Below are 21,463 nucleotides of genomic sequence, written 5' to 3'. Positions count from 1 at the left end.
GAACCCGCCTTGGAGCTCAAGCCATCCGCCCACACCGACACCTTCGCCCGCGACAACCTGCCGCCCGCCCACACCTGGCCGCAGCTCCTCTTCGAACTGCCCGAACTGGCCTATCCGGACCGGCTCAACTGCGGGGCCGAGCTCCTCGACGGCACCATCGCCCGCCTCGGCCCGGACCGCCCGGCCTTCCGCAGCGAGAGCGGGGAGGTGTGGACGTACGGGGAGCTGCGCGACCGGGTGGACGCACTGGCGCACGTGCTCACCGCCGACCTCGGCGTGGTCCCCGGCAACCGGGTGCTGCTGCGCGGCCCGACCGGGCCGTGGCTGGCCGCCTGCTGGCTCGCGGTGATGAAGGCGGGCGCGGTGGCCGTCACCGTGCTCGCGCAGCAGCGGGCCCAGGAGCTGGCCACGGTGTGCGCGATGGCCCGGGTGCGGCACGCGCTGTGCCACGTGACGGTGCTGGACGACCTGGCCCGCGCCGGGGTACCCGGTCTGCGGATCACCCCGTACGGCGGCGAGGGTCCCGGCGACCTGCTGCATTTGGCCGAGCGCCACCGCGAGCCCTTCCCGCCCGTGGAGACCTCCGCCGACGACGTGGCCCTGATCGCCTTCACCTCCGGGACCACGGGCCGCCCCAAGGGCTGCATGCACTTCCACCGCGACCTGCTGTCGGTCGCCGACACCTTCTCCCGCACCGTGCTCAGACCCCGGCCCGACGACGTCTTCGCCGGCAGCCCGCCGCTCGGCTTCACCTTCGGCCTCGGCGGGCTGGTCGTCTTCCCGCTGCGTGCGGGCGCCTCGGCACTGCTGATGGACCAGGCCGGGCCGCGCAGGCTGCTGCCCGCCCTCGCCGAGCACCGGGTGACGGTGCTGTTCACCGCCCCCACCGCGTACCGGGCCATGCTGGACTCGCTGGGCCCGTACCACGTGGGGGCCTACGACCTCTCGGCGCTGCGCCGCTGCGTCTCGGCGGGTGAGAACCTCCCGGCCGCGACCTGGCAGGCCTGGTACGAGCGCACCGGGCTGCGGATCATCAACGGGATCGGCGCCACCGAGCTGCTGCACATCTTCATCTCCGCCTCCGACGACGACATCCGGCCGGGCACCACCGGCCGCGTCGTCCCCGGCTGGCAGGCCCGTGTGGTCGACGCCGCGGGCCGGCCCGTCGCGGACAACGAGCCCGGGCTGCTCGCCGTGCGGGGGCCCGTGGGCTGCCGGTACCTGGCGGACCCGCGGCAGGAGGAGTACGTGCGCGGCGGCTGGAACCTGACCGGGGACACCTACGTCCGGGATCCGGAAGGCTACTTCCGCTACGTCGCCCGCGCCGACGACATGATCGTCTCGGCGGGGTACAACATCGCGGGCCCGGAGGTCGAGGAGGCGCTGATGCGCCACCCGGACGTGGCCGAGGCGGCCGTGGTCGGGCGCCCGGACGAGCGGCGCGGGCAGATCGTGGTCGCGTACACCGTGGCCCGGCCGGGCACCACCCTGTCCGAGGATGCGCTGCGCACCTTCATGCGGGCCGAGCTCGCCCCCCACAAGTGCCCGCGCGTGTTCGTCTTCGTTCCGGCGCTGCCGCGGACCGCGACCGGCAAACTGCAGCGGTACCGGCTGCGCGATCTAGAGTGAGCCCGTGGCAGAGCAGCACACTCCGCGATCCCTGATCGTCACCTTCTACGGCGCCTACGGACGCTCCTTCGAGGGGCCGGTCCCGGTGTCCGCCCTGGTCCGCCTGCTGGGCGCGGCCGGTGTGGACGCGCCCTCGGTCCGCTCCTCGGTGTCCCGGCTCAAGCGGCGCGGCTTCCTGCTGCCCGCGCGCGCCGCGGACGGCTCCGCCGGGTACGAGCTCTCCGCGGAGGCCCGCCGGCTGCTGGACGACGGCGACCGGCGCATCTACGGGGAGCGCGGCGCCGAGGCCTCGGGGGACTGGCTGCTGGCGGTGTTCTCCGTCCCGGAGCAGGAGCGGCACAAGCGGCACCTGCTGCGCTCCCGCCTGGCCCGCCTCGGGTTCGGCGCGGTGGCGCCGGGCGTGTGGATCGCCCCCGCCCATGTGGAGGAGGAGACCGGGCACACCCTGGAGCGGCTGCACCTGACGGCGTACGTGGAGCTCTTCCGCGGCGCGCACCTGGGGTTCGCGCCGACCGCCGAGGCGGTGGCCCGCTGGTGGGACCTGGCGGCCCTGGCCAAGGCCCACGAGGAGTTCCTCGACCTGCACGAGCCGGTGCTGCGGGCCCTGCAGCAGGGCGGCGAGCCCACGGCGGAGGAGGCCTACCGGGGCTACCTGCGCGCCCTGGACAGCTGGCGGCGGCTGCCGTACGCCGACCCGGGGCTGCCGCGCGAGCTGCTGCCCTCGGACTGGCCCGGCGACCGGGCCGCGGCCGTCTTCGCCGAACTGCACGACCGGCTGCGGGACATCGGGGCGCGGTTCGTGGAACCGTAGCGGACGGCGCGGGCGTCACGACCGGATGTGACGAGAAGCGATCTTCCGCCGGGGGCTCCGCCGCCCGGATTCGGGCCGCCGGTGCCACCGCCACCCCTGCAGCCGCCCGCCGCGGCGTCGCGGAAGGAGCGGGTGCGCCTGTGGACCGTGGCGGTGGCGGCCCTGGGCGGCGCCCTCGCCGGCTACCTCGCGTATGCGCTGGCCGCCAACGCCCGGGCCTACTGCGACGCGGGCTGGGAGGCGGGCGGCAGGTTCGGCCTGCTCTTCGAGATGGTCGTGATGCTCGTCCCGGGGTGTGCGCTGCTCGCCGCGCTGGTCTGGCTGCTCGCCCGGCGCGTGAACCCGGCGGCGGGCGTGGCGGCCGTGGTGCTGGTCCTGGCGGTGGTGGTCGTCTGGTACTTCGCCGCCGAGGGCACCTTGGCGGGCTACCCCGGGGACTCCGGGCTGTGCGGCCCCGACAACGTGCCGCCGTGGTGGCCGGGCTGGCTTCCCTCCTGACCCTCTCGGGTGCGGTCCGGCGGCCGGAATTTCGGGTGCGGGTGGGTGGCCGGCGGCGCCATCATGAGCCATGACGTGGACCTTCACGCACGATCTGGCCGCCTACCGGGCTGCGGCCGGGCCGGCCGTGGCCGCCGACCCGGTGTCCAACACACTGCTGCTGACGATGGAGGGCGCCTTGGTGCGCCGCGGCCCGCACGCCTACTCCGACCACGACCCGGTGTTCGGCTGGTGGACCGGCGCGGACGGGGCCGTCGCGGGCGCCCTGGTGTGCACCCCGCCGTTCCCGCTGGTGCTGGGGCGGGTCCCGGACGAGGCCGTCGCGGCGCTCGGCGAAGCGCTGCACCGGGAGCCGCTGCTGGGCGGCATCGGCGGGTTCAATGCGCGGCGCGCCGACGGGGAGCGGCTCGCGCAGGCCTGGGGGCGGCCGGTCGGCGACCCGGAGGTGCTGCGGCTGTACCGGCTCGGCGAGCTGGTGGCTCCACATCCCGCGCCGGCGGGGCGGGCCCGGACCGCGGGCGAGGCGGACCTGCCGCTGGTGCGGGAGTGGTTCACGGCGTTCGCCGTCGAGCTGGATGACCGCGTCCCCGGGGACGCGGTGGTGCGCGACCGGGTCGCGCAGCGCGGCGTGGTGCTGTGGGAGGACGGCGGGGGGCGGCCGGTCGCGGTGGCCTCGTTCAGCGCCGAGGTGGGCGGGGCCTCGCGGATCGGGCCGGTGTACACGCCGCCGGCCGAGCGCCGGCGCGGGTACGCGGCCGGGGTGACGCATGCCGCGGTGGGGGCCGCCAGGTTGGCCGGGGCCGCGGAGGTGCTGCTCTTCGCGGACACGGCGAATCCGACCAGCACCGGCGTGTACCTCCGCCTCGGCTTCCGCCCCGTGGAGGACCGCGCGGTGGTGGTCCCGGCCGCCTGACCGGGCCGCGGCCCGGCCCGGCCGGGAGCCCTCCGGCCGCCGCTGCGCGGAGCCCGTCCCCTCCCCCCTTCCCGCAGTACCGATCAGCGGCTCCGCCGCGGGCTTGGCCTGCGGCTCCGGCCCCCGCCCGCCTCAATCGCCGGCGCGGCTCAAAGATCGGGGCTCCGCCCCGGACCCCGCGCCTCAAACGCCGGCGGGGCTGGATGAATCCAGCCCGCGCGGCGTTTGAGCGCACCGGGCGCGAAGCGCCCGGAACCGGGTCCGGGCAGAGCCCGCCACGCGGCGGAGCCGCACATCCGGCACAGCGGGAAGGGCCAGGGAGGGGAACGGATCCGCGCAGCGGGGGTGAAGGGTCAGGCCTTGCCCGTCGGGGGCTTGCGGCTGCCGGCGCGGTACGGGGCCGGCCAGGGGGCGGCCGGCCCCGTGTAGGACTGGTCGGCGGCCGCGTGCAGCGTCCAGTGCGGGTCGTACAGGTGGGGGCGGCCGATCGCACACAGGTCGGCACGCCCCGCCAGCAGGAGCGAGTTGACGTCGTCCCAGGAGGAGATCGCGCCGACGGCGATGACGGGAACGCCCAGCGCGTTGCGGATCCGGTCGGCGTACGGGGTCTGGTACGAGCGCCCGAACTCGGGGGCCTCGTCGGCGACGACCTGCCCCGTCGAGACGTCGATGGCATCGGCACCGCGGGCGGCAAAGGCGGCCGCAATGGCCACGGCGTCCTCGGCCGAGGTGCCACCGGGCGCCCAGTCGGTGGCGGAGAGCCGCACCGTCATCGGCCGGTCCTCGGGCCACACCTCGCGCACGGCGTCGAAGACCTCCAGCGGGAAGCGGAGCCGCCCGGCCAGGCTGCCCCCGTAGGCGTCGTGGCGCCGGTTGGTCAGCGGCGAGAGGAAGCCGGACAGCAGGTAGCCGTGCGCGCAGTGCAGCTCCAGCAGGTCGAAGCCGCAGGCGGCGGCCCGGGCCGCGGCGCCCGCGAACTCGGCGCGGATCGCGGCCAGATCGGCGCGGGTCAGGGCCCGCGGGACGGCCGAGACGCCGGGCCGGTACGGCAGCGCCGAGGCGGCCACCACCGGCCAGTTGCCCTCGGGGAGCGGGTCGTCCATCCCCTCCCACATCAGGCGGGTCGAGCCCTTGCGGCCCGAGTGGCCTAGCTGGACGCCGAGGGCGGTCCCGGGCGCGGAGGTGTGCACGAAGTCGGCGATGCGGGTCCAGGCGGCGGCCTGCGCATCGGTGTACAGGCCGGTGCAGCCGGGGGTGATGCGGCCCTCGGGGGACACGCAGACCATCTCGGTCATGACCAGCGCGGCCCCGCCGAGGGCGCGGGCACCGAGGTGGACGAGGTGGAAGTCGCCGGGCATGCCGTCCCCGTCGGCCGCGGAGTACATGTCCATCGGGGAGACCACGACCCGGTTGCGCAGGGTCAGTCCCCGCAGCTGCAGCGGGGTGAACATGGGCGGCGTCGCCTCGTCGGGGCAGCCGAAGTCCCGCTCCACCGCCCGGGTGAACCGCTCGTCGCGCATCCTCAGGTTGCCGTGGGTGACCCGGCGGCTGCGGGTGAGCAGGTTGAAGGCGAACTGCCGCTCGGGCTGGCCGACGTAGCCGGCGAGTTCCTCGAACCACCGCATGCTGGCGGCCGCGGCGCGCTGGGTGGAGGCCACCGCGGGCCGGCGGGCCGCCTCGTACGCGGCGAGGGCCGCGGGCACGTCGGGCTCGGCGGCGACGGCCTCGGCGAGGGCGAGCGCGTCCTCCACGGCCAGTTTGGTGCCCGAGCCGATGGAGAAGTGCGCGGTGTGCGCCGCGTCGCCGAGGAGCACCACGTTGCCGTGGGACCACCGCTCGTTGACGACGGTGCGGAACCCGGTCCACGCGGAGCGGTTGCCGCGCAGCGGACGGCCGCGCAGGGCCTCGCCGAATACCTTGGCGCAGCGGGCCGCCGATTCGGCCTCGTCGCACAGGTCGAAGGCGGCGGCCCGCCAGACCTCCTCGCGCATCTCCACGATGACGGTGGAGGAGTCCTGCGCGTACGGGTAGGCGTGCAGCTGCATGACGCCGTGCTCGGTCTCGGCGATCTCGAAGCGGAACGCGTCGAAGGCGAAGTCGGAGGCGAGCCAGATGTACCGGCAGCGCCCGCCCGTCACGGTGGGCCGGAAGTGGGCGGCGCCGCTGCGCCGGGTCGCGCTGTGCACCCCGTCGGCGGCGACGACCAGGTCGTACGAGGCGGCCAGCGCCTCGGCGGGGGGCGCGGGCGTGCGCAGGCGCAGGCGGACGCCGAGGTCGGCGCAGCGGGCGTGGAGGATCTCCAGGAGGCGGCGCCGGCCGAGGGCGGCGAAGCCGTGGCCGCCGGAGGTCAGCATGCGGCCGCGGTGGACGATGTCGATGTCGTCCCAGCGGACGAACTCGGCGCTCAGGGCGGCGTAGACCTCGGTGTCGGCCCGTTCGATGCCGCCGAGGGTCTCGTCGGAGAGGACCACCCCGAAGCCGAAGGTGTCGTCGGGGGCGCCCCGCTCCCAGACGTCGACCGTGTGCCCCTGCCGGGCGAGCAGCGCAGCGGCGTACAGCCCGCCCGGCCCCCCGCCGATCACCGCGACGCTGAGCGTGCTCGCGACGGGCATGGCGCTACCTGCCCTTCCACTCCGGGGGCCGCTTCGCGGTGAAGGCGGCGTGGAACTCGGCGTAGTCCTGGCCGTTCATCAGCAGGGCCTGGGTGTTGGCGTCCAGCTCCACGGAGGCGCCGAGCGGCATGTCGAGCTCGGCGGTCAGCAGGGCCTTGGTCTGGGCGTAGGCGAGGGCGGGTCCGGCGGCGAGGTGGGCGGCGAGTTCGGCGGCCCGGGCGTCGGCCTTCCCCTCCTCGGTGAGCTCGCTGAGCAGCCCGATCCGCTCGGCCTCCGCGGCGCGTACGGGCTCTCCGAGCATCAGCAGCCGGGTGGCGTGGCCGAGGCCGACGACGCGGGGCAGCAGGTAGGCGGCGCCCATGTCCCCGCCGGAGAGGCCGACCCGGGTGAAGAGGAACGCGAAGCGGGCGGTGGGGTCGGCGATGCGGAAGTCGGCGGCGAGGGCGAGGACGGCCCCGGCGCCGGCGGCGACCCCGTGCACGGCGGCGATCACCGGGAAGGGGCACTCGCGGACGGCGCGCACGACCTGGCCGGTCATCCGGTTGAAGTCCAGGAGCTGGGCGGTGTCCATGGCGAGGGTGGCGCCGATGATCTCGTCGACGTCGCCGCCGGAGCAGAAGCCGCGGCCCTCGCCGCCGAGGACGAGGGCGCGCACGGAGCGTTCGCGGGAGAGTTCGGCGAGCAGGTCGCGCAGGTCCGCGTAGGCGCCGAAGGTGAGGGCGTTGAGTTTCTCGGGGCGGTCGAGGGTGACGGTGGCCACGCCGTCCTGCCGGCTCACCCGCAGGTGGCGCCACCGTTCGGTCGCTGGTGTGGAACCGATGAAGGGGCTCACGGCATCGACGGTATCACCGCGTCATGACCTCCGTCACAGAAACGCGATACGCCGAACGGCCGGATCGGTCGGCTCGCCGCGCCCTGCGGGCATTCCCCCACCCCGCCCCTTCCCGAAACCGGGGCCTGCGCCCCCGGCCCCCGCTGCGGGGTTCCACCCCCGAACTCCCGAAGATGCCCGCGAGCGCGCCCCGCCGGGCACTCCACGCATGACTATGCGGTGGCTATGCGGCCGAGGGGGCGGGGGCGAGGGTGGCGACGAGTACGGCCTTGATCGTGTGCAGCCGGTTCTCGGCCTCGTCGAAGACCACCGAGTGCGCCGACTCGAACACCTCGTCCGTGACCTCCAGCGACTCCAGCCCGTGCCGCTCGTGGATCTCCCGGCCGACCTTGGTGCCCAGGTCGTGGAAGGCCGGCAGGCAGTGCAGGAACTTCACGTCCGGGTTGCCGGTGGCGCGCAGCACGTCCATGGTGACGGCGTACGGGGCCAGGGCGGCGATCCGCTCGTCCCAGACCTCCTTGGGCTCGCCCATGGAGACCCACACGTCGGTGGCGACGAAGTCGGCCCGGTCGACGCCCTCGGCGACCTCCTCGGTCAGGGTGATCCGGGCGCCGCTCGCCGTGGCCAGCTCGTTCGCCCGGGCCACGACGTCCTCGCCCGGCCAGTACGCCTTGGGCGCGACGATCCGGACGTCCATGCCGAGCAGGGCCCCGGTCACCAGGTAGGAGTTGCCCATGTTGAAGCGGGCGTCGCCGAGGTAGGCGAAGACGATCCGGTTCAGCGGCTTGGCGCAGTGCTCCGTCATGGTGAGGACGTCGGCGAGCATCTGGGTGGGGTGCCAGTCGTCGGTGAGCCCGTTGAAGACGGGCACGCCTGCGTGCTCGGCGAGGGCCTCGACGGCCTCCTGGCTGTCGCCGCGGTACTCGATCCCGTCGAACATCCGGCCCAGCACGCGGGCGGTGTCCTTGACGGACTCCTTGTGGCCGATCTGCGAGCCCGCGGGGTCCAGGTAGGTGGTGTGGGCGCCCTGGTCGGCGGCGGCGACCTCGAACGCGCAGCGGGTGCGCGTCGAGGTCTTCTCGAAGATCAGCGCGATGTTGCGGCCCTGGAGGCGCCGCTGCTCGGTACCGGCCCGTTTGGCGGCCTTGAGCTCGGCGGCCAGTTCGACCAGGCCGCGGAACTCGGCGGCGGTGAAGTCGAGCTCCTTGAGGAAACTGCGGCCGAGGAGGTCGGTGGCCATGGGCGTACTCCAGGGTGGGGCGACAGGGGATGGCTGGAAGTCTATACGAACATCTGTATTCATATACAGCCCGCCCCCTGTGTTCCTCGCCTCGCCTCCTCGCCCCTGCCTCCTCGTGGTCTTCCGATCATGCCCGGTCGGGCGCCGCAGGGCCGCCCCGAGTGGTCCGGACGGTCTCGGACCGCCTCACGCGGCGTCCCGCTCCACGGGACAGCTCATGCAGCGCGGGCCGCCCCGGCCCCGACCGAGCTCGCTGCCGGGGATCTCGATGACCTCGATGCCCTGCTTGCGCAGGTGCGTGTTGGTGGTCACGTTCCGCTCGTACGCCACGACCACCCCCGGCTCCACCGCGAGGACGTTGCAGCCGTCGTCCCACTGCTCGCGCTCCGCCGCGTGCACGTCCTGCGTCGCGGTCAGCACCCGGATCGAGTCCAGCCCGAGGGCGGCCGCGATGGCCCGGTGCATGTGCTCCGGCGGGTGGTCCGTCACCTTCAGCTCCTGGAGCCCGGCGCCCGGTTCGATGGTGTACGAGCGCAGCAAGCCCAGGCCCGCGTACTGGGTGAACGTGTCCGCGTCGACCATCGTCATCACGGTGTCCAGGTGCATGAAGGCCCGCCGCTTGGGCATGTCGAGGGCCACGATCGTGGTCGCCGACCCGGCCGCGAACAGGCCCCGCGCCAGCATCTCCACCGCCTGCGGCGTGGTCCGCTCGCTCATCCCGATCAGCACCGCGCCGTTGCCGATGACGAGCACGTCCCCGCCCTCGATGGTCGAGGGGTAGTCCGCCTGGCCCTGCGACCAGTAGTGGAAGGCGCCGGAGGCGGTGAACAGCGGGTGGTGCTTGTAGATCGCCTCGAAGTGCACGGTCTCGCGCTGCCGGGCCGGCCAGCGCATGGCGTTGATGGACACCCCGTCGTAGATCCAGGCCGAAGTGTCGCGGGTGAACAGGTGGTTGGGCAGCGGGCCGAGGAGGAAGTCGTCGAGCTCCATGGCGTGGAAGCGGACCGACACCGGCTCGGCGTGCCGCTCCAGGTACTCGCGCTTGGTCATCCCTCCGACCAGGGCCTCGGCGAGATCGGCCGGCGGCAGCCCGTCGAACACCGCCCGCAGGTGGTCGGTGGCGAGCGGCCCGTACTCCTTCTCGTCGAAGACCCGGTCCAGGACCAGGTGTCTGGCCTCGGGGATGTCCAGGGCCTCGCGCAGCAGATCCCCGAAGAGGTGGACCTCCACGCCCCGGTCCCGCAGCACGTCGGCGAATCCGTCGTGCTCCTGGCGGGCCCGGCGCACCCACAGCACGTCGTCGAAGAGCAGTGCGTCCTTGTTGCTCGGAGTGAGCCGCTTCAGCTCCAGATCGGGCCGGTGGAGGATGACGCGGCGAAGCCGTCCGGCCTCGGAGTCGACATGGAATCCCATGGCGTACACGTTCGCAGACCGGACGGCTTTTTGACGTGGCGTTCGACCAGTTCCGGCAGAGGGCCCGGGCGGGCCGCGCCGCGCGGGGTCAGCGCAGCCCGAGGAGCGCCGACGGGGTCCCGATCAGCTCCGGGGCGATCACGCCCAGTTCGGGCTTGGCCAGGTTCGGCACACCCGAGTTGCCGGCGTCCGGCGCCGTCAGCAGGCCGCCGAGGCCCACGCCGGGGGTCTTGGCGCGCAGGGGGGTGGCCGGCGCCTCCAGCCCGCCCTCCTGGTCGGTGGCCGGGTCGCCGAGCAGGTTGGGCACCGGGGTGCTGACCAGGGTGCTGCCGAGGTCGGTGCCGATGGGCACCACGGGCACCAGGGAGGCGGGGAGCAGGTCGCCCGAGTGGTGGCGGACCTCCGGGGCGCCGACGACCGGTACCGGCACGCCGGTGCCCACGCGCGGCGTGTCCACGCCCAGGGTGGTCTTCACGGCGTCCAGCGGGACCGACACCGGCACCGCGTCGGCCGCGGCCGGGGTGGCCGCGCCCGCCGCGGCCATACAGGTCATGAGCGCCGCAAGGCTTCCGCGCGCGGTCATCTTCATAGGTGACGTTCCGTCCTTCCAGGGTCGCGGACATTCCGCTGCCCTGGATGAACGATCCCGCCCGCGGTTTTCCCGGCGTTCCCGGGGAAAGTTCCCCCATACGACCTAATTCGGGGCCGTACGGGGGCACTCGCTTTACGCCGGGACGGCGCCCGCGGTCACAGCCGCGGGTCGACCGGCTCCGACTCCAGGGCCAGCACGGCGAACACCGGCTCGTGGACCCGCCACAGCGGCTCGCCGGCCGCCAGCCGGTCCAGGGCCTCCAGCCCGAGCGCGTACTCGCGCAGCGCCAGGGACCGCTTGTGCCCGAGGAACCGCCCGCGCAGCCGCTCCAGCTGCTCCGGACGCGTGTACTCCGGGCCGTAGATGATCCGCAGGTACTCGCGGCCGCGCACCTTGATGCCGGGCTGGACCAGGCGCCCCTTGCCGTCGCGGGCGTACGCCTGGAGCGGCTTGACAACCATGCCCTCGCCGCCCGCGGCCGTGAGCTCCAGCCACCAGTCGGTGCCCGCCCGCACGGAGTCCTCGTCGGCCGGGTCGACCAGGATCCGGGCGGTGCGCCGCAGCAGCCCGGTGCCGGCGGCCTCGTCGGCGTCGACCAGCCGGTCGATCCAGAACAGCTGCTCGTCGTGGGGCACCGCGGCCAGCGACCGCCCGGCCGCGGCCAGCAGCTGGAACGGCGCGAACCGTACGCCGTCCAGCCCGTCGGTGCTCCAGCAGTAGCGCCGGTAGGCCTCGGTGAACCGCGCGGTGTCGGCAGCCCGGTCCCGCTGGCGGGCGGCCAGGTCGCCGGTGTCCACGCCGCGGGCGGCGGCCGCCTCCAGGGCGGCGACGGCGTCCGGGAAGACGGCGCGGGAGGCCGCGCCGACGGCCGCGTACTGGTGGCGCAGCAGGCCGGCGGACTTCAGCGACCAGGGCAGCAGTTCCCCGTCGAGCAGCAGCCAGTCGGTGGCGAGCTCCTCCCACAGGCCCGCGGCGGTGACCGCCCGGCGGATCCGGTCGAGGACCTGCTCGGTGGTGGAGGGGTCGGCGAAGAAGGGCCGGCCGGTGCGGGTGTAGACCGAGCCGGTGGCGGCGCCGTCGGTTCCGAAGCGGGTCCGCGCCGCCTCGGCGTCCCGGCAGACCAGGACGGTGGCGCGGGAGCCCATGTGCTTCTCCTCGCAGACCACCTGGGCGATGCCGTCGGCCCGGTACTGGGCGAACGCCTGCGCCGGGTGCTCCAGGAAGTGCCCGTCGGCGGCGGTCGCGGCCGGGGCCATGGTCGGCGGCAGGTACGGCACCAGCCTCGGGTCCACCGCGAAGCGGCTCATGACCTCCAGGGCGGCGGCCGCGTTCTCCTCGCGGACGGCGACGTTGCCCAGGTGGCGGGTCTCCACGGTGCGGCGGCCGTGCACGTCGGCCAGGTCCAGCGGGCGGCCCTCGTGGCCGCCTGGCGCCGCGGTGGCGAGCGGCTTGACCGGCTCGTACCAGACCTTCTCGGCCGGGACGTCGACCAGTTCGCGCTCCGGCCAGCGCAGCGCGGTCATGCGGCCGCCGAAGACGGCCCCGGTGTCGAGGCAGATGGTGTTGTTGATCCAGGAGGTGTCCGGGACGGGGGTGTGCCCGTAGACGACGGCCGCCTTGCCGCGGTAGTCCTCGGCCCACGGGTAGCGCACGGGCAGCCCGAACTCGTCGGTCTCGCCGGTGGTCTCCCCGTACAGGGCGTGGGCGCGGACGCGGCCGGAGGTGCGCCCGTGGTACTTCTCGGGCAGACCGGCGTGGCAGACCACGAGCCGGCCGCCGTCGAGGACGTAGTGGCTGACCAGGCCGGCGATGAAGGTGCGGACCTCGGAGACGAACTCCTCGGGCTCGCGGGCCAGCTGCTCGACGGTCTCGGCGAGGCCGTGGGTCAGCTGGACCTTGGAGCCCTTCAGGTAGCGGCCGAGCTTGTTCTCGTGGTTGCCGGGCACGCACAGGGCGTTGCCGGAGGCGACCATGCCCATGACACGCCGTAGCACTCCGGGGCTGTCCGGGCCGCGGTCGACGAGGTCGCCGACGAACACGGCGGTACGGCCCTCCGGGTGGGCGCCGTCCTCATAGCCGAGCTTGGCGAGCAGGGTCTCCAGTTCGGAGGAGCAGCCGTGGATGTCGCCGATGATGTCGAAGGGGCCGGTGAGGTGGGTGAGGTCGTTGAAGCGCTTCTCCCGCACGATCTCGGCGCTCTCCACCTCCTCGACGGAGCGCAGGACGTGCACCTTGCGGAAGCCCTCGCGCTCCAGGCCGCGCAGCGAGCGGCGCAGCTCGCGGCGGTGGCGCTGGATGACGTGGCGGGGCAGGTGGGCGCGGTCGGGGCGGGCGGCGTTGCGCTCGGCGCAGACCGCCTCGGGCAGGTCCAGGACGATGGCGATGGGCAGCACGTCGTGCTCGCGGGCGAGGCGGACGAGCTGGCGGCGGGCCTCCTGCTGGACGCTGGTGGCGTCGATGACGGTGAGGCGGCCGGCGGCCAGGCGCTTGCCGGCGATGTAGTGCAGGACGTCGAAGGCGTCCTTGCTGGCGCCCTGGTCGTTCTCGTCGTCGCTGACCAGGCCGCGGCAGTAGTCGGAGGAGAGCACCTCGGTCGGCTTGAAGTGCCTGCGGGCGAAGGTGGACTTGCCCGAGCCGGTGGCCCCGACGAGGACGACCAGGGACAGGTCGGTGACGGGCAGCACGCGGTGGGTGCCGGTGGTGGTGGCTGGGGTGGTGTCGGTGGTGGTCATGCCGCCTCGCCCTCCTTCGGGGTGTCGGTGTCGGTCGTGGTGGTTGCGTTGGTTGTGTGGGTCGTGTCGCCGGCGACCAGGGTGAAGACCGCCATCTGGGTGGGCGGTCCGACCTCGGGGTCCTCGTCCCCGACGGGCACGAACTCCGCGGTGTAGCCGTACCGTCCGGCGACGGCGCCGGCCCACTCGCGGAACTCGGCGCGCGTCCACTCGAAGCGGTGGTCGGCGTGCCGGACCTGCCCGGCGGGCAGGCTCTCCCAGCGCACGTTGTACTCGACGTTCGGGGTGGTCACGAGGACCGTGCGGGGGCGGGCCGAGCCGAACACCGCGTACTCCAGCGCCGGCAGCCGCGGCAGGTCCAGGTGCTCGATGACCTCGCTGAGCACGGCCGCGTCGTAGCCGGCCAGCCGCTTGTCGGTGTAGGCCAGCGAGCCCTGCAGCAGCCGGACGCGCTGAGCCTGCTTCTCCCCCATGCGCTCCAGCCGCAGCCGCCGCGCGGCGGTGCCGAGGGCCCGCATCGACACGTCGACGCCGACGATCTCGGTGAAGGAGACGTCCTTCAGCAGCTCCTGCACCAGCTGGCCCTGGCCGCAGCCGAGGTCGAGGACGCGGGCGGCGCCGGCAGAGCGCAGCGCGGCGAGGACGGCCTCGCGACGCCGCACGGCGAGCGGGACCGGCCGCTCCTCGGTGTCGGTGGTCTCGTCAACGGCGTTGTCGAGCTCCTCGGCCTCGCTGCCGTCGGCCTCGGCGAGGCGGGCCAGTTCCAGGCGCTCCAAGGCGCTCTGGGTGAGCCGCTTGTGCCGGGCCAGGTAGCGGGAGGTGATCAGGGCGTTGTCGGGGTGGGCGGCGAGCCAGCCGTCGCCGGCCCGCAGCAGCTTGTCCACCTCGTCGGGGGCGACCCAGTAGTGCTTGGCGTCGTCGAGCACGGGCAGCAGGACGTACAGCTGGCGCAGCGCGTCGGTGAGCCGCAGCTCGCCCTCCAGGACGAGGCGCACGTACCGGGAGTCCCCCCACTCGGGGAACTGCTCGTCGAGCGGGACGGGCTCCGGGCGTACGAGGTCCCAGCCGAGCGGGTCGAACAGCCGGTGCACCAGCTCCGGGCCGCCGCGTGCGGGCAGGGCCGGTATCTCGATCCGCAGCGGGCGGATCCGGTCCACCAGCTCGGGGCGGGCGGCGCACCTGCCGTTCAGCGCGCTGGCGAACACCCCGCGCAGGGCGACGGCGAGCAGCGAGGACGCGGCGTAGGGCCGGTCGTTGACGTACTGCGCCAGTGCCGCGTCGGGGGCTCCGCCCCGGCCCTTGCCCTGGCCGCGCCGCACGAGGGCGACGGGGTCCACTTCCAGCAGGAGTGCGGCCGTGCAGCGCTCGGCCGTGGCCTCGGGGTAGAACACGTGGGCCGTGCCGTGGGAGGTGGGGAACGCCTGCGCCTTGCCGGGGTGCTTGTGCAGCAGGAAGCCCAGGTCGGTGGCGGGGCGCTCGGGGGTACCGGTGGTGGAGATCGTCAGGAACACACGGCCGATTCTTGCTGGTCACCCGGGTGCGGTGCGCCTCATTTTCCGGCGGCCAGCGCGGCGATCCGGTCGGGGCCGATGCGGCAGCAGCCGCCGATGAGGCGGGCGCCGGTGCGCTGCCAGGCGGCGGTGGGCCACGGGGCGGGGGCGGGCGGGTACCGCCAGGTGCCGGTGGCCCCGTCCCACACGGAGCCGTCGTTGGGGTAGGCCAGCAGCGGCTTGTCGGTGGCGCGGGCGGCGGCCTCCAGGGCGGGCAGCACGTCCTGCGGGTCGCAGCAGTTGACGCCGACCGCGATGACCTGCGGGGACTCGGCGGCGAGGGCGAAAGCCCCGGACAGGGGGCCGCCGGCGCGGGTCCGGCCGGCGGCGACGGTGTAGCTGATCCAGGCGGTGGCCCCGGTCTCGGCGAGGACGGCGGTCAGCGCCTCGGCCTCGTCGGCGTCGGGGATGGTCTCCACCGCCAGCACGTCGGGGCCGGCCTCCAGCAGGGCCTCGATGCGGGGCCGGTGGAAGGCGGCGAGCTCGCGCCGGCCGAGGCCGTAGCGGCCGCGGTACTCGGAGCCGTCGGCGAGCACCGCCCCGAACGGGCCGACGGAGGCGGCGACCCACACCTCGTGGTCGGCGGCCTCGGCGGCCCGGGCGGCGAGGCCGACGCTGCGGTGCAGCAGGGCGGTGGTCTCGGCGCGGCCGTAGCCGTGCGCGGCGAAGGCCTCGTACCCGACCTGGTAGCTCGCGGTGATCAGCACTTCGGCGCCGGCCCGTGCGTACGCCGTGTGCGCGGCCCGGACCTGGTCCGGCCGCTCGGCGAGCACCCGGCCCGACCAGAGGCCGCCGGACAGGTCGCAGCCCTGCTCGGCGAGCTGGTTGCTGAGCCCGCCGTCCAGGACGACCATTCGGCGGGAGAGGGCTTCGGCGAGTGGGCCGGACGCACGGGGCACGGGTCCTCGGCCTCCCTCAGCCGACCTGCGACAGGACCTGGGCCGAGATCAGCTCCAGGTGGTCGAGGTCGTCGAGGTCGAGTACCTGCAGGTAGACGCGGGAGCAGCCGATGGCCGCGTAGGTGCCGATCTTGTGGACGACCTCGGCGGGCGAGCCGGCCAGGCCGTTGGCCTTCAGCTCCTCCACCTCACGGCCGATGGCGGCGGCGCGGCGGGCGACCTCGGCGTCGTCCTTGCCGACGCAGACCACGAGGGCGTTGGAGTAGACGAGGTCGTCGGGCTTGCGGCCGGCCTCCGCGGCGGCCTGGCGCACGCGCGCGAACTGCCGCCGGCTGTCGTCGATCGACGCGAACGGCATGTTGAACTCGTCCGCGTACCGGGCTGCGAGGCGCGGGGTGCGCCGGGCACCGTGGCCGCCGATGAGCACGGGCACCTTGGCCTGGGCAGGCTTGGGCAGGGCGGGCGAGCCCTCCACCCGGTAGTGGGTGCCGGCGTAGTCGAAGGTGGCTCCGGGCTCGGTCGCCCACAGGCCGGTGATGACGGCCAGCTGCTCTTCGAGCCTGGCCATGCGCTCCGCCGGGAAGGGGATCCCGTACGCCTTGTGCTCCTCCTCGAACCAGCCGGCGCCCAGGCCGAGTTCGACGCGCCCGCCCGACATCCGGTCGACCTGGGCGACCTGGATGGCGAGGACCCCCGGCAGCCGGAAGGTGCCGGCGGTCATCAGGGTGCCGAGGCGGATCCGCTTGGTCTCGCGGGCCAGCCCGGCCAGGGTGATCCAGGCGTCGGTGGGCCCGGGCAGCCCGTCCCCCGCGCCCATCTTCAGATAGTGGTCGGAGCGGAAGAACGCATCGAACCCGAGTTCCTCGGTGGCCCTGGCCACCGCCAGGAGCGTGTCGTAGTCGGCGCCCTGCTGGGGCTCGGTGAAAATTCGGAGGTCCATGGCTTCCATCCTGCCCCTCCCGGGAGCCGCTGCGCGGCGCCCCCGCTCCACCCCGGCAGGGTGAATCTGCGTCAACCCTGCGTCCGCCCCCCGCCCGCCCAGTGACCAGCCCCGGAGGGTGATCGTTGCTCGGACGGAGCCGGACCGCCCGGCCCGCGCGCCGGCGGCCTTTCGCCGGTGCGTCCACCGCACCCTTCCGCTTCGGAAGGGCCAGGGCCGAGGAGGCCGCCATGTCCTACGAGTCCGCGCCCGAGCATCCCGGACAGACCGGACAGGCAGCACACGACCACGTACGCGGGGAGACCGCCGCAGCCCCCGCCGGCGGCGCGCCGAAGGGCCTGCTGCAGCAGATGGAAGAGCTGATGGCCGCGCTCAACGCCGATCTGTCGAAGCTCGACGCCGACCTCCAGTCCTCCGCGGACCGCACCCCCGGCACACCGCTGACCCCGGGCAGCCGCACCCCCGAGGACGAGCGGCCCGCTCCCCGTTCGCTCTGAACGGCCCTGACCGGGTCCGACCGCTCCGATCGGGTCCGATCGAGCCCGATCGCCTGGATCGGCCCGGTCGGCGGAATGGGCCCGATCAGCCCGATCAGCCCGATCAAACCCGATCACCCTGGCGGTCCGACCAGTCCTGGCGGTCCGGTCAACCCTGGCGGTCCGATCGGCCCGGCCCGGCCGGATCGGCTGCGGGTCCCGTCGGGCGTGACGGGACCCCGTCGGTCGGCCGCCCCCGGTCAGGCCACGCCCGAGGCCGACCCGCGCTCCCGGACCACGATCCGGCGCAGGATCGCGCGGACCCGGTCACTCGATTCGTCGGCCGCGTCTATGGACTCTATGCACTGCCAGTACAGGCTCTCGTCGTCCGTCCCGCACGCCACCCCGACCAGGGCGATGCCCACCTCGCCAAGCAGCGCCTGAAGTCCGAGCATGGCCTGCCGGACATCCGCGATCCCCGTCAGCTGCACCGCTCTCGGCGGGCCCTCCGGTGCGCGATCCCCCTCACGCAGGGCGGTTCTGTCGAACACCCCGCAGCCTCTGCCTCCCGCTTCCCCCAGCCCCCGTGCCTCCGATCTCAGCTCCCGCGGTCCGCTGACCGCCAGCCAATTTCCCATCCCCTGCGTGAGCGCCTGGGCCTGCCAGGCCTCGCCCACGATGTCCATCGCCTCCCCGCTCTGTGCCAGCGCGTGCCGGCCCGCCGCGATGAGCCGTACCGCATCCATATGCCGTCCCCCGTCCGCACGACATCCGCCGTTCTCACTACCCAGAGTGAGGGCAATGAGCCAGTAAAGCCAGGGGTATTCGGAAATCTGTGGACACAAACATGGTTGTGGATGTCGTCGTCACTCCGAAGAGTGACGATCTGCGGTCGGAGCCCCCGGCACGGGGAAGCGGAGCTCGTTCCTCTCGATCTTCGCGGCGAGCGCATCCAGCACATCCACCCCGACGACCTCACAGAATTGCAGCAGATACGCGAGCACGTCGGCCACCTCATCGGTCACCCGGTGCGCGGTTTCCTCCTTCTCCATGACCGCCGCCGACTGTTCGGGGGTCAGCCACTGGAAGATTTCGACCAGTTCGGCCGCTTCCACGCTCAGCGCCACGGCCAGGTTCTTGGGCGTGTGGTACGGCTCCCAGCCGCGCGCCGCCGCGAAGTCGGCGAGCCGCCGCTGCAGCCGGTGCAGCCGCTCCTCCGGGCCGTCCGGCTGCGGCCGCGGCTGCTCGTTCGTCTCGTGCGAGTCGTGCGTGTCGCTCATGCCCCCAGGTCTACCACCGCGACCCCGGGGACCCCGCGGGCGGCCGCCGCGGTCTCCTGCCCGACCGCCGCGACCAGGCGGACGTGGCCGCGCGCACAGGACAGCAGGGCCAGGCGCAGCAGCTCGGCGTTCTGCCGGCGGTCCATGGCGGCGTCGAAGCCGTCGGTGAGGACGGTGAGCGCCTGCCGGGCGGAGGGGAGTTCGGCCGCAGGGTCCATGGCGAGGACGCCCGGGCCGGTGAGCAGGACCAGCGCCAGCGCGAGGAAGCGGAGCTCGCCGGCGCCGAGCCGGGCCAGCTCGGTCGCGGGCCGGCCGGGGCCGCGGTCCAGCACCGCCGTGACGGGGCCGCCCGCCCGGGCCCGTACGCCGAGGCCGTGCACCGGGCCCGCACAGGCGGCGCGGGCCGCGGCGGTGAGCAGGGCGTGGCGGGTGCCGCATTCGTGGCGGGTACGGCGCAGCACGTCGGCCAGGTTGGCGCAGTCGCCGCGCAGCCGGCCCTCCCCCGGCGGGACGGCGTTCCGCATCGCCTCGGGGCGCGGGTCGCAGGCGAACACCGAGCGCAGGGCCACCACGGTCTGCTCGGCGGCGGCGAGGACCTGCCGCTGGGCGGCCGTGGCACCGGCCACGCGGAGCGGGAGCAGGGCGGTGCCGAGGCGGTCGTCGGGCATCGCGGCCCGGGTGCGGCCGGCGGAGCCGCCGGTGGGCCAGGCCGCCTGCACGGAGCGGCGGCCGGGGTCGCGCAGTGCGGTGGCGAGCAGGATCTCGCCGCCGGCGGTGAGGCGTTCGCCGGCGATCCGCAGGTCGGGTTCCGCCTGGACGGCGAGGTCGAGGCGGACCGGCCCGGCGGGGCCGTCGACGGTGCAGCCGATGCGGAAGCCGCGCCGTCCCTGCGCGTCGGCGGTGGCGCACTCGGGGATGCGGGCCGCCGCGTCGGGGAAGGCCTCGGCCAGGGTGGCGCCGGAGCCGAGGGCGGCGAGGGCCCCGTAGGCCGCGAGCGCCTGGGACTTGCCGCTGCCGCTGGGCCCGGTGAAGAGGGCGACCGGCCCGAGCGGGAACACGGCCTTGCGGTGCACCCCGTACGCGGACAGCCGCAACTCGGTGACGACGGGCCGCTGATGCCGGCCCTCCTGCCCGCCCGCGCCCCCGCCCCGGGCCCCGCCGGCGACGACGGCCCCGACAGCCGTGGCCCCGACGGCGGCGGTCGGCGGGGCGGAGTGCGGTCCGGCAGGGCGTGGCGGAGGGGCCGCCGGTAAGGCGGCGGGCGAGGTGGCGTCCATGCGCCGGACGGTACGTGTCACCGGGGCCCCGGCGGGCCCGGTGAACCGTTCCGTCGCGGCGACCTTCCTACGATCGGGGGACGGCGGCGGCCGCGATCCCCTCCACCTCGGTCCCGACGGGCGCGAGCAGGAAGACGTTCCGGTCGACCCGGTGCATCCCGCTGCCCAGGCCGAAGACGACTCCGCTGCTGAAGTCGAGGATCCGCTTGGCCACTTCGGTGTCGGCGCCGGTGAGGTCGAGCAGCACCGGGATCTGAGCGATCAGGTACTCGGCCACCTCCCGCGCGTCGGCGAAGACCTGGACCCGGATCACGACGAAGCGCCGCTGTTCCGCAGCCGCCGCTTCGGGGGCCGTGGGGATCGTGCGGTGGTCCACCCGGGAGGGCCACTCGTTGCGACTGCGCAGGGGGACCACCTGCGCGAGCCCCTCCCACTGTTCGTCCGTGACGTCGTACCTGCTCACCGGGCCGCCTCGGCCGTGCGCTTCATGTGCATCCCCCCATCCTCTCGTGTTTCACCCGTTCAGCCCAACAACGACACGAGCGGGCCTCGGGGCACACGGGGGTGCCGACCGGGAGAGTGATGGGTTAGGTTAGGCATACCTAAGTAGAGCGGTTCCGTTTGCTCGTTCGTTCCGTCAGTCCGTCAGTCCACCTGTCCGACGTCCCTGGAGAGATCCGCATGCGCATGCCCGGTGCCCCCGACATCCCGGCCGCCGTCCGCCGGCCGACCGACGCCGAGCGGGTCCGGTCGGTCCTGGCCGCCGCCCACTCCATGACCGTGGTCACCGACGGGCGCCGCAGCGAGGTCCGCCACCTCGACGGCACCGACCCCCTGGGCCGGCTGCACCTGCACCCCGCCGAGCCCGGCGGACACGCCGAGCACCGGGCCGCGGTCCGGCTGGAGTTCACCGACGTCGCCCCCACCCCCGTACGGGAACGGGTCCGCGCCCGCGTCACGATCCTGGGCCGCCTCCTGACCCCGTACACCGATGGCACCGCCGATCCGGTCGGCCCCGACGGCCCCGCCTCCACCTGCATGGAGTTCGGCCGGGCCGTCCTGGAGACCGGCGAGGGCCGCACGTACATCGGCCTCGACGAGCTCGAAGCGGCCCGGCCGGACCCGCTGGCCCCGTACGAGGCGGGCATGCTCACGCATCTCCTGGACGACCACGCCGAACTCGTCACGCTGCTGCTCCGCCTGGTCGCGCCGCGGCCCGGTGCGGTCCTGGTGCGGGCGCTGCCCCTCGCCATGGACCGCTACGGACTCACGCTCCGCCTGGAGGAGCGGCGCGGGCATCGCGATGTCCGGCTCCCGTTCCCCTCGCCGCTGGACGACGTCGAGCAGTCGGGGGCGCAGATCCAGGCCCTGTTCAGCGCGGCCCGCCGCCGCTCGCACCCCAACACCCTTCCCGCCTGACGGCGTGGCGCGGGGGCCGGTGCCGGGGCTTGCCGGCGGAGCCGGGTCCCTTGGGGCTCCGCCCCAAACCCTGCGCCTCAAACGCCGGCGGGGCTGGATATGCCGAACCCCGGGCGGCGTTCGAAGCCGGGGGCTGACTCCAGCCCTGGGGCGTTCGAAGCCGGGGGCGGCAAAATCAGCCTCGCCGGCGTTTGAGTGGGGGTCCCCCCGGACGAAGTCCGGGGGGAGGGTCCGGGCGGAGCCCGGTGCCCGGGGGAGCCGGGTTTCGGGGGGGGGGGGGGGGGGCCCCCCCCCCGGGGGTCCGGGGGCGCCCGCCGGGGGGCGCGGGCCCGCGGCGGCCGGGCGGCGCG

19 protein-coding genes are annotated in these 21,463 nt (G+C 74.5%); 6 read left to right on the top strand and 13 right to left on the bottom strand.

Annotation, left to right across the window (positions count from 1 at the left end; genetic code table 11):
* Positions 1–9: 9 nt before the first annotated feature.
* From AB0F11_RS20360 to AB0F11_RS20345, 4 genes are all read left to right on the top strand, one after another.
* The gene (locus tag AB0F11_RS20360) at positions 10–1,629 is read left to right on the top strand and encodes an AMP-binding protein (RefSeq protein ID WP_362175439.1); all 1,620 of its coding nucleotides are present in this window, start codon (positions 10–12) and stop codon (positions 1,627–1,629) included.
* Between the two features lie 4 nt (positions 1,630–1,633).
* Positions 1,634–2,440, top strand: coding sequence for a PaaX family transcriptional regulator C-terminal domain-containing protein (locus AB0F11_RS20355; RefSeq protein WP_362175436.1), 807 nt, complete (start codon positions 1,634–1,636; stop codon positions 2,438–2,440).
* 132 nt (positions 2,441–2,572) lie between these two features.
* A complete protein-coding gene (locus tag AB0F11_RS20350) occupies positions 2,573–2,938 on the top strand; it encodes a hypothetical protein (RefSeq protein ID WP_362175433.1) in 366 nt (121 codons plus the stop codon).
* 70 nt (positions 2,939–3,008) lie between these two features.
* A complete protein-coding gene (locus tag AB0F11_RS20345) occupies positions 3,009–3,851 on the top strand; it encodes a GNAT family N-acetyltransferase (protein WP_362175430.1) in 843 nt (280 codons plus the stop codon).
* Positions 3,852–4,204: 353 nt separating this feature from the next.
* On the opposite strand, the gene AB0F11_RS20340 is transcribed toward AB0F11_RS20345, so the two are convergent.
* The 9 genes from AB0F11_RS20340 to AB0F11_RS20300 all read right to left on the bottom strand — a co-directional run bounded on the left by AB0F11_RS20340 (position 4,205) and on the right by AB0F11_RS20300 (position 16,661).
* Positions 4,205–6,463 (bottom strand): bifunctional salicylyl-CoA 5-hydroxylase/oxidoreductase, encoded by a 2,259-nt coding sequence (locus tag AB0F11_RS20340; RefSeq protein ID WP_362175427.1) that lies wholly within the window; start codon positions 6,461–6,463, stop codon positions 4,205–4,207.
* 4 nt (positions 6,464–6,467) lie between these two features.
* On the bottom strand, positions 6,468–7,295 hold the full coding sequence (locus AB0F11_RS20335; protein WP_362175424.1) for an enoyl-CoA hydratase family protein: 828 nt from the start codon (positions 7,293–7,295) through the stop codon (positions 6,468–6,470).
* A 223-nt stretch (positions 7,296–7,518) separates the two neighbouring features.
* The gene (argF, locus tag AB0F11_RS20330) at positions 7,519–8,535 is read right to left on the bottom strand and encodes an ornithine carbamoyltransferase (protein ID WP_362175421.1); all 1,017 of its coding nucleotides are present in this window, start codon (positions 8,533–8,535) and stop codon (positions 7,519–7,521) included.
* A gap of 186 nt (positions 8,536–8,721) precedes the next feature.
* Positions 8,722–9,948 carry an arginine deiminase gene (locus tag AB0F11_RS20325; RefSeq protein WP_362175418.1) on the bottom strand — a complete coding sequence of 409 codons (1,227 nt, stop codon included), beginning with the start codon at positions 9,946–9,948 and terminating at the stop codon, positions 8,722–8,724.
* Between the two features lie 88 nt (positions 9,949–10,036).
* The gene (locus AB0F11_RS20320; RefSeq protein ID WP_362175415.1) at positions 10,037–10,537 is read right to left on the bottom strand and encodes a hypothetical protein; all 501 of its coding nucleotides are present in this window, start codon (positions 10,535–10,537) and stop codon (positions 10,037–10,039) included.
* A 158-nt stretch (positions 10,538–10,695) separates the two neighbouring features.
* Positions 10,696–13,272, bottom strand: coding sequence for a polynucleotide kinase-phosphatase (locus AB0F11_RS20315; RefSeq protein WP_362175413.1), 2,577 nt, complete (start codon positions 13,270–13,272; stop codon positions 10,696–10,698).
* The gene (locus AB0F11_RS20310; protein ID WP_362175410.1) at positions 13,269–14,783 is read right to left on the bottom strand and encodes a 3' terminal RNA ribose 2'-O-methyltransferase Hen1; all 1,515 of its coding nucleotides are present in this window, start codon (positions 14,781–14,783) and stop codon (positions 13,269–13,271) included. Before AB0F11_RS20310 ends, AB0F11_RS20315 begins: the two co-directional genes overlap by 4 nt.
* Positions 14,784–14,821: 38 nt before the next feature.
* Complete coding sequence (gene mmuM, locus AB0F11_RS20305; protein ID WP_362175407.1) at positions 14,822–15,721, bottom strand: homocysteine S-methyltransferase; 900 nt, start codon at positions 15,719–15,721, stop codon at positions 14,822–14,824.
* 16 nt (positions 15,722–15,737) lie between these two features.
* Entirely contained in the window at positions 15,738–16,661 is a 924-nt protein-coding gene (locus AB0F11_RS20300) for an LLM class F420-dependent oxidoreductase (protein WP_362175404.1), read from the bottom strand.
* A gap of 230 nt (positions 16,662–16,891) precedes the next feature.
* On the opposite strand from AB0F11_RS20300, the gene AB0F11_RS20295 reads away from it, so the two are divergent.
* Positions 16,892–17,158 (top strand): hypothetical protein, encoded by a 267-nt coding sequence (locus AB0F11_RS20295; RefSeq protein ID WP_362175618.1) that lies wholly within the window; start codon positions 16,892–16,894, stop codon positions 17,156–17,158.
* Between the two features lie 239 nt (positions 17,159–17,397).
* Here the strand turns inward: AB0F11_RS20295 and AB0F11_RS20290 are convergent, their stop codons facing one another.
* The 4 genes from AB0F11_RS20290 to AB0F11_RS20275 form a co-directional block, all read right to left on the bottom strand.
* On the bottom strand, positions 17,398–17,883 hold the full coding sequence (locus AB0F11_RS20290) for a DUF6099 family protein (protein WP_362175401.1): 486 nt from the start codon (positions 17,881–17,883) through the stop codon (positions 17,398–17,400).
* Positions 17,884–18,003: 120 nt separating this feature from the next.
* Positions 18,004–18,417, bottom strand: coding sequence for a nucleotide pyrophosphohydrolase (locus tag AB0F11_RS20285; protein ID WP_362175398.1), 414 nt, complete (start codon positions 18,415–18,417; stop codon positions 18,004–18,006).
* Positions 18,414–19,694: an ATP-binding protein gene (locus AB0F11_RS20280; RefSeq protein ID WP_362175396.1), complete on the bottom strand. Its 1,281-nt coding sequence runs from the start codon at positions 19,692–19,694 to the stop codon at positions 18,414–18,416. The genes AB0F11_RS20285 and AB0F11_RS20280 overlap by 4 nt, the downstream gene beginning before the upstream one ends.
* 67 nt (positions 19,695–19,761) lie before the next feature.
* Positions 19,762–20,157, bottom strand: a complete 396-nt coding sequence (locus tag AB0F11_RS20275) for a cell division protein SepF (RefSeq protein WP_361902684.1) — start codon at positions 20,155–20,157, stop codon at positions 19,762–19,764.
* A 218-nt stretch (positions 20,158–20,375) separates the two neighbouring features.
* On the opposite strand from AB0F11_RS20275, the gene AB0F11_RS20270 reads away from it, so the two are divergent.
* Entirely contained in the window at positions 20,376–21,113 is a 738-nt protein-coding gene (locus AB0F11_RS20270) for a DUF2470 domain-containing protein (RefSeq protein ID WP_362175393.1), read from the top strand.
* Positions 21,114–21,463 lie beyond the last annotated feature (350 nt).

The organism is Streptomyces sp. NPDC032472 (assembly GCF_040636955.1).
Lineage (GTDB): Bacteria > Actinomycetota > Actinomycetes > Streptomycetales > Streptomycetaceae > Streptomyces.
The sequence above is the reverse complement of the archived record's forward strand: the minus strand, read 5'-3'. Positions and strand labels throughout refer to the sequence as shown.

What these genes read in the sequence shown, in the direction of transcription:
- AB0F11_RS20285 (WP_362175398.1), bottom strand. Translation starts at nt 18,417, where the DNA reads ATGAGCGACACGCACGACTCGCACGAGACGAACGAGCAGCCGCGGCCG.
- AB0F11_RS20300 (WP_362175404.1), bottom strand. Translation starts at nt 16,661, where the DNA reads ATGGACCTCCGAATTTTCACCGAGCCCCAGCAGGGCGCCGACTACGAC.
- AB0F11_RS20340 (WP_362175427.1), bottom strand. Translation starts at nt 6,463, where the DNA reads ATGCCCGTCGCGAGCACGCTCAGCGTCGCGGTGATCGGCGGGGGGCCG.
- AB0F11_RS20320 (WP_362175415.1), bottom strand. Translation starts at nt 10,537, where the DNA reads ATGAAGATGACCGCGCGCGGAAGCCTTGCGGCGCTCATGACCTGTATG.
- AB0F11_RS20280 (WP_362175396.1), bottom strand. Translation starts at nt 19,694, where the DNA reads ATGGACGCCACCTCGCCCGCCGCCTTACCGGCGGCCCCTCCGCCACGC.
- AB0F11_RS20345 (WP_362175430.1), top strand. Translation starts at nt 3,009, where the DNA reads ATGACGTGGACCTTCACGCACGATCTGGCCGCCTACCGGGCTGCGGCC.
- AB0F11_RS20270 (WP_362175393.1), top strand. Translation starts at nt 20,376, where the DNA reads ATGCGCATGCCCGGTGCCCCCGACATCCCGGCCGCCGTCCGCCGGCCG.
- AB0F11_RS20295 (WP_362175618.1), top strand. Translation starts at nt 16,892, where the DNA reads ATGTCCTACGAGTCCGCGCCCGAGCATCCCGGACAGACCGGACAGGCA.
- AB0F11_RS20315 (WP_362175413.1), bottom strand. Translation starts at nt 13,272, where the DNA reads ATGACCACCACCGACACCACCCCAGCCACCACCACCGGCACCCACCGC.
- argF (WP_362175421.1), bottom strand. Translation starts at nt 8,535, where the DNA reads ATGGCCACCGACCTCCTCGGCCGCAGTTTCCTCAAGGAGCTCGACTTC.
- AB0F11_RS20290 (WP_362175401.1), bottom strand. Translation starts at nt 17,883, where the DNA reads ATGGATGCGGTACGGCTCATCGCGGCGGGCCGGCACGCGCTGGCACAG.
- AB0F11_RS20325 (WP_362175418.1), bottom strand. Translation starts at nt 9,948, where the DNA reads ATGGGATTCCATGTCGACTCCGAGGCCGGACGGCTTCGCCGCGTCATC.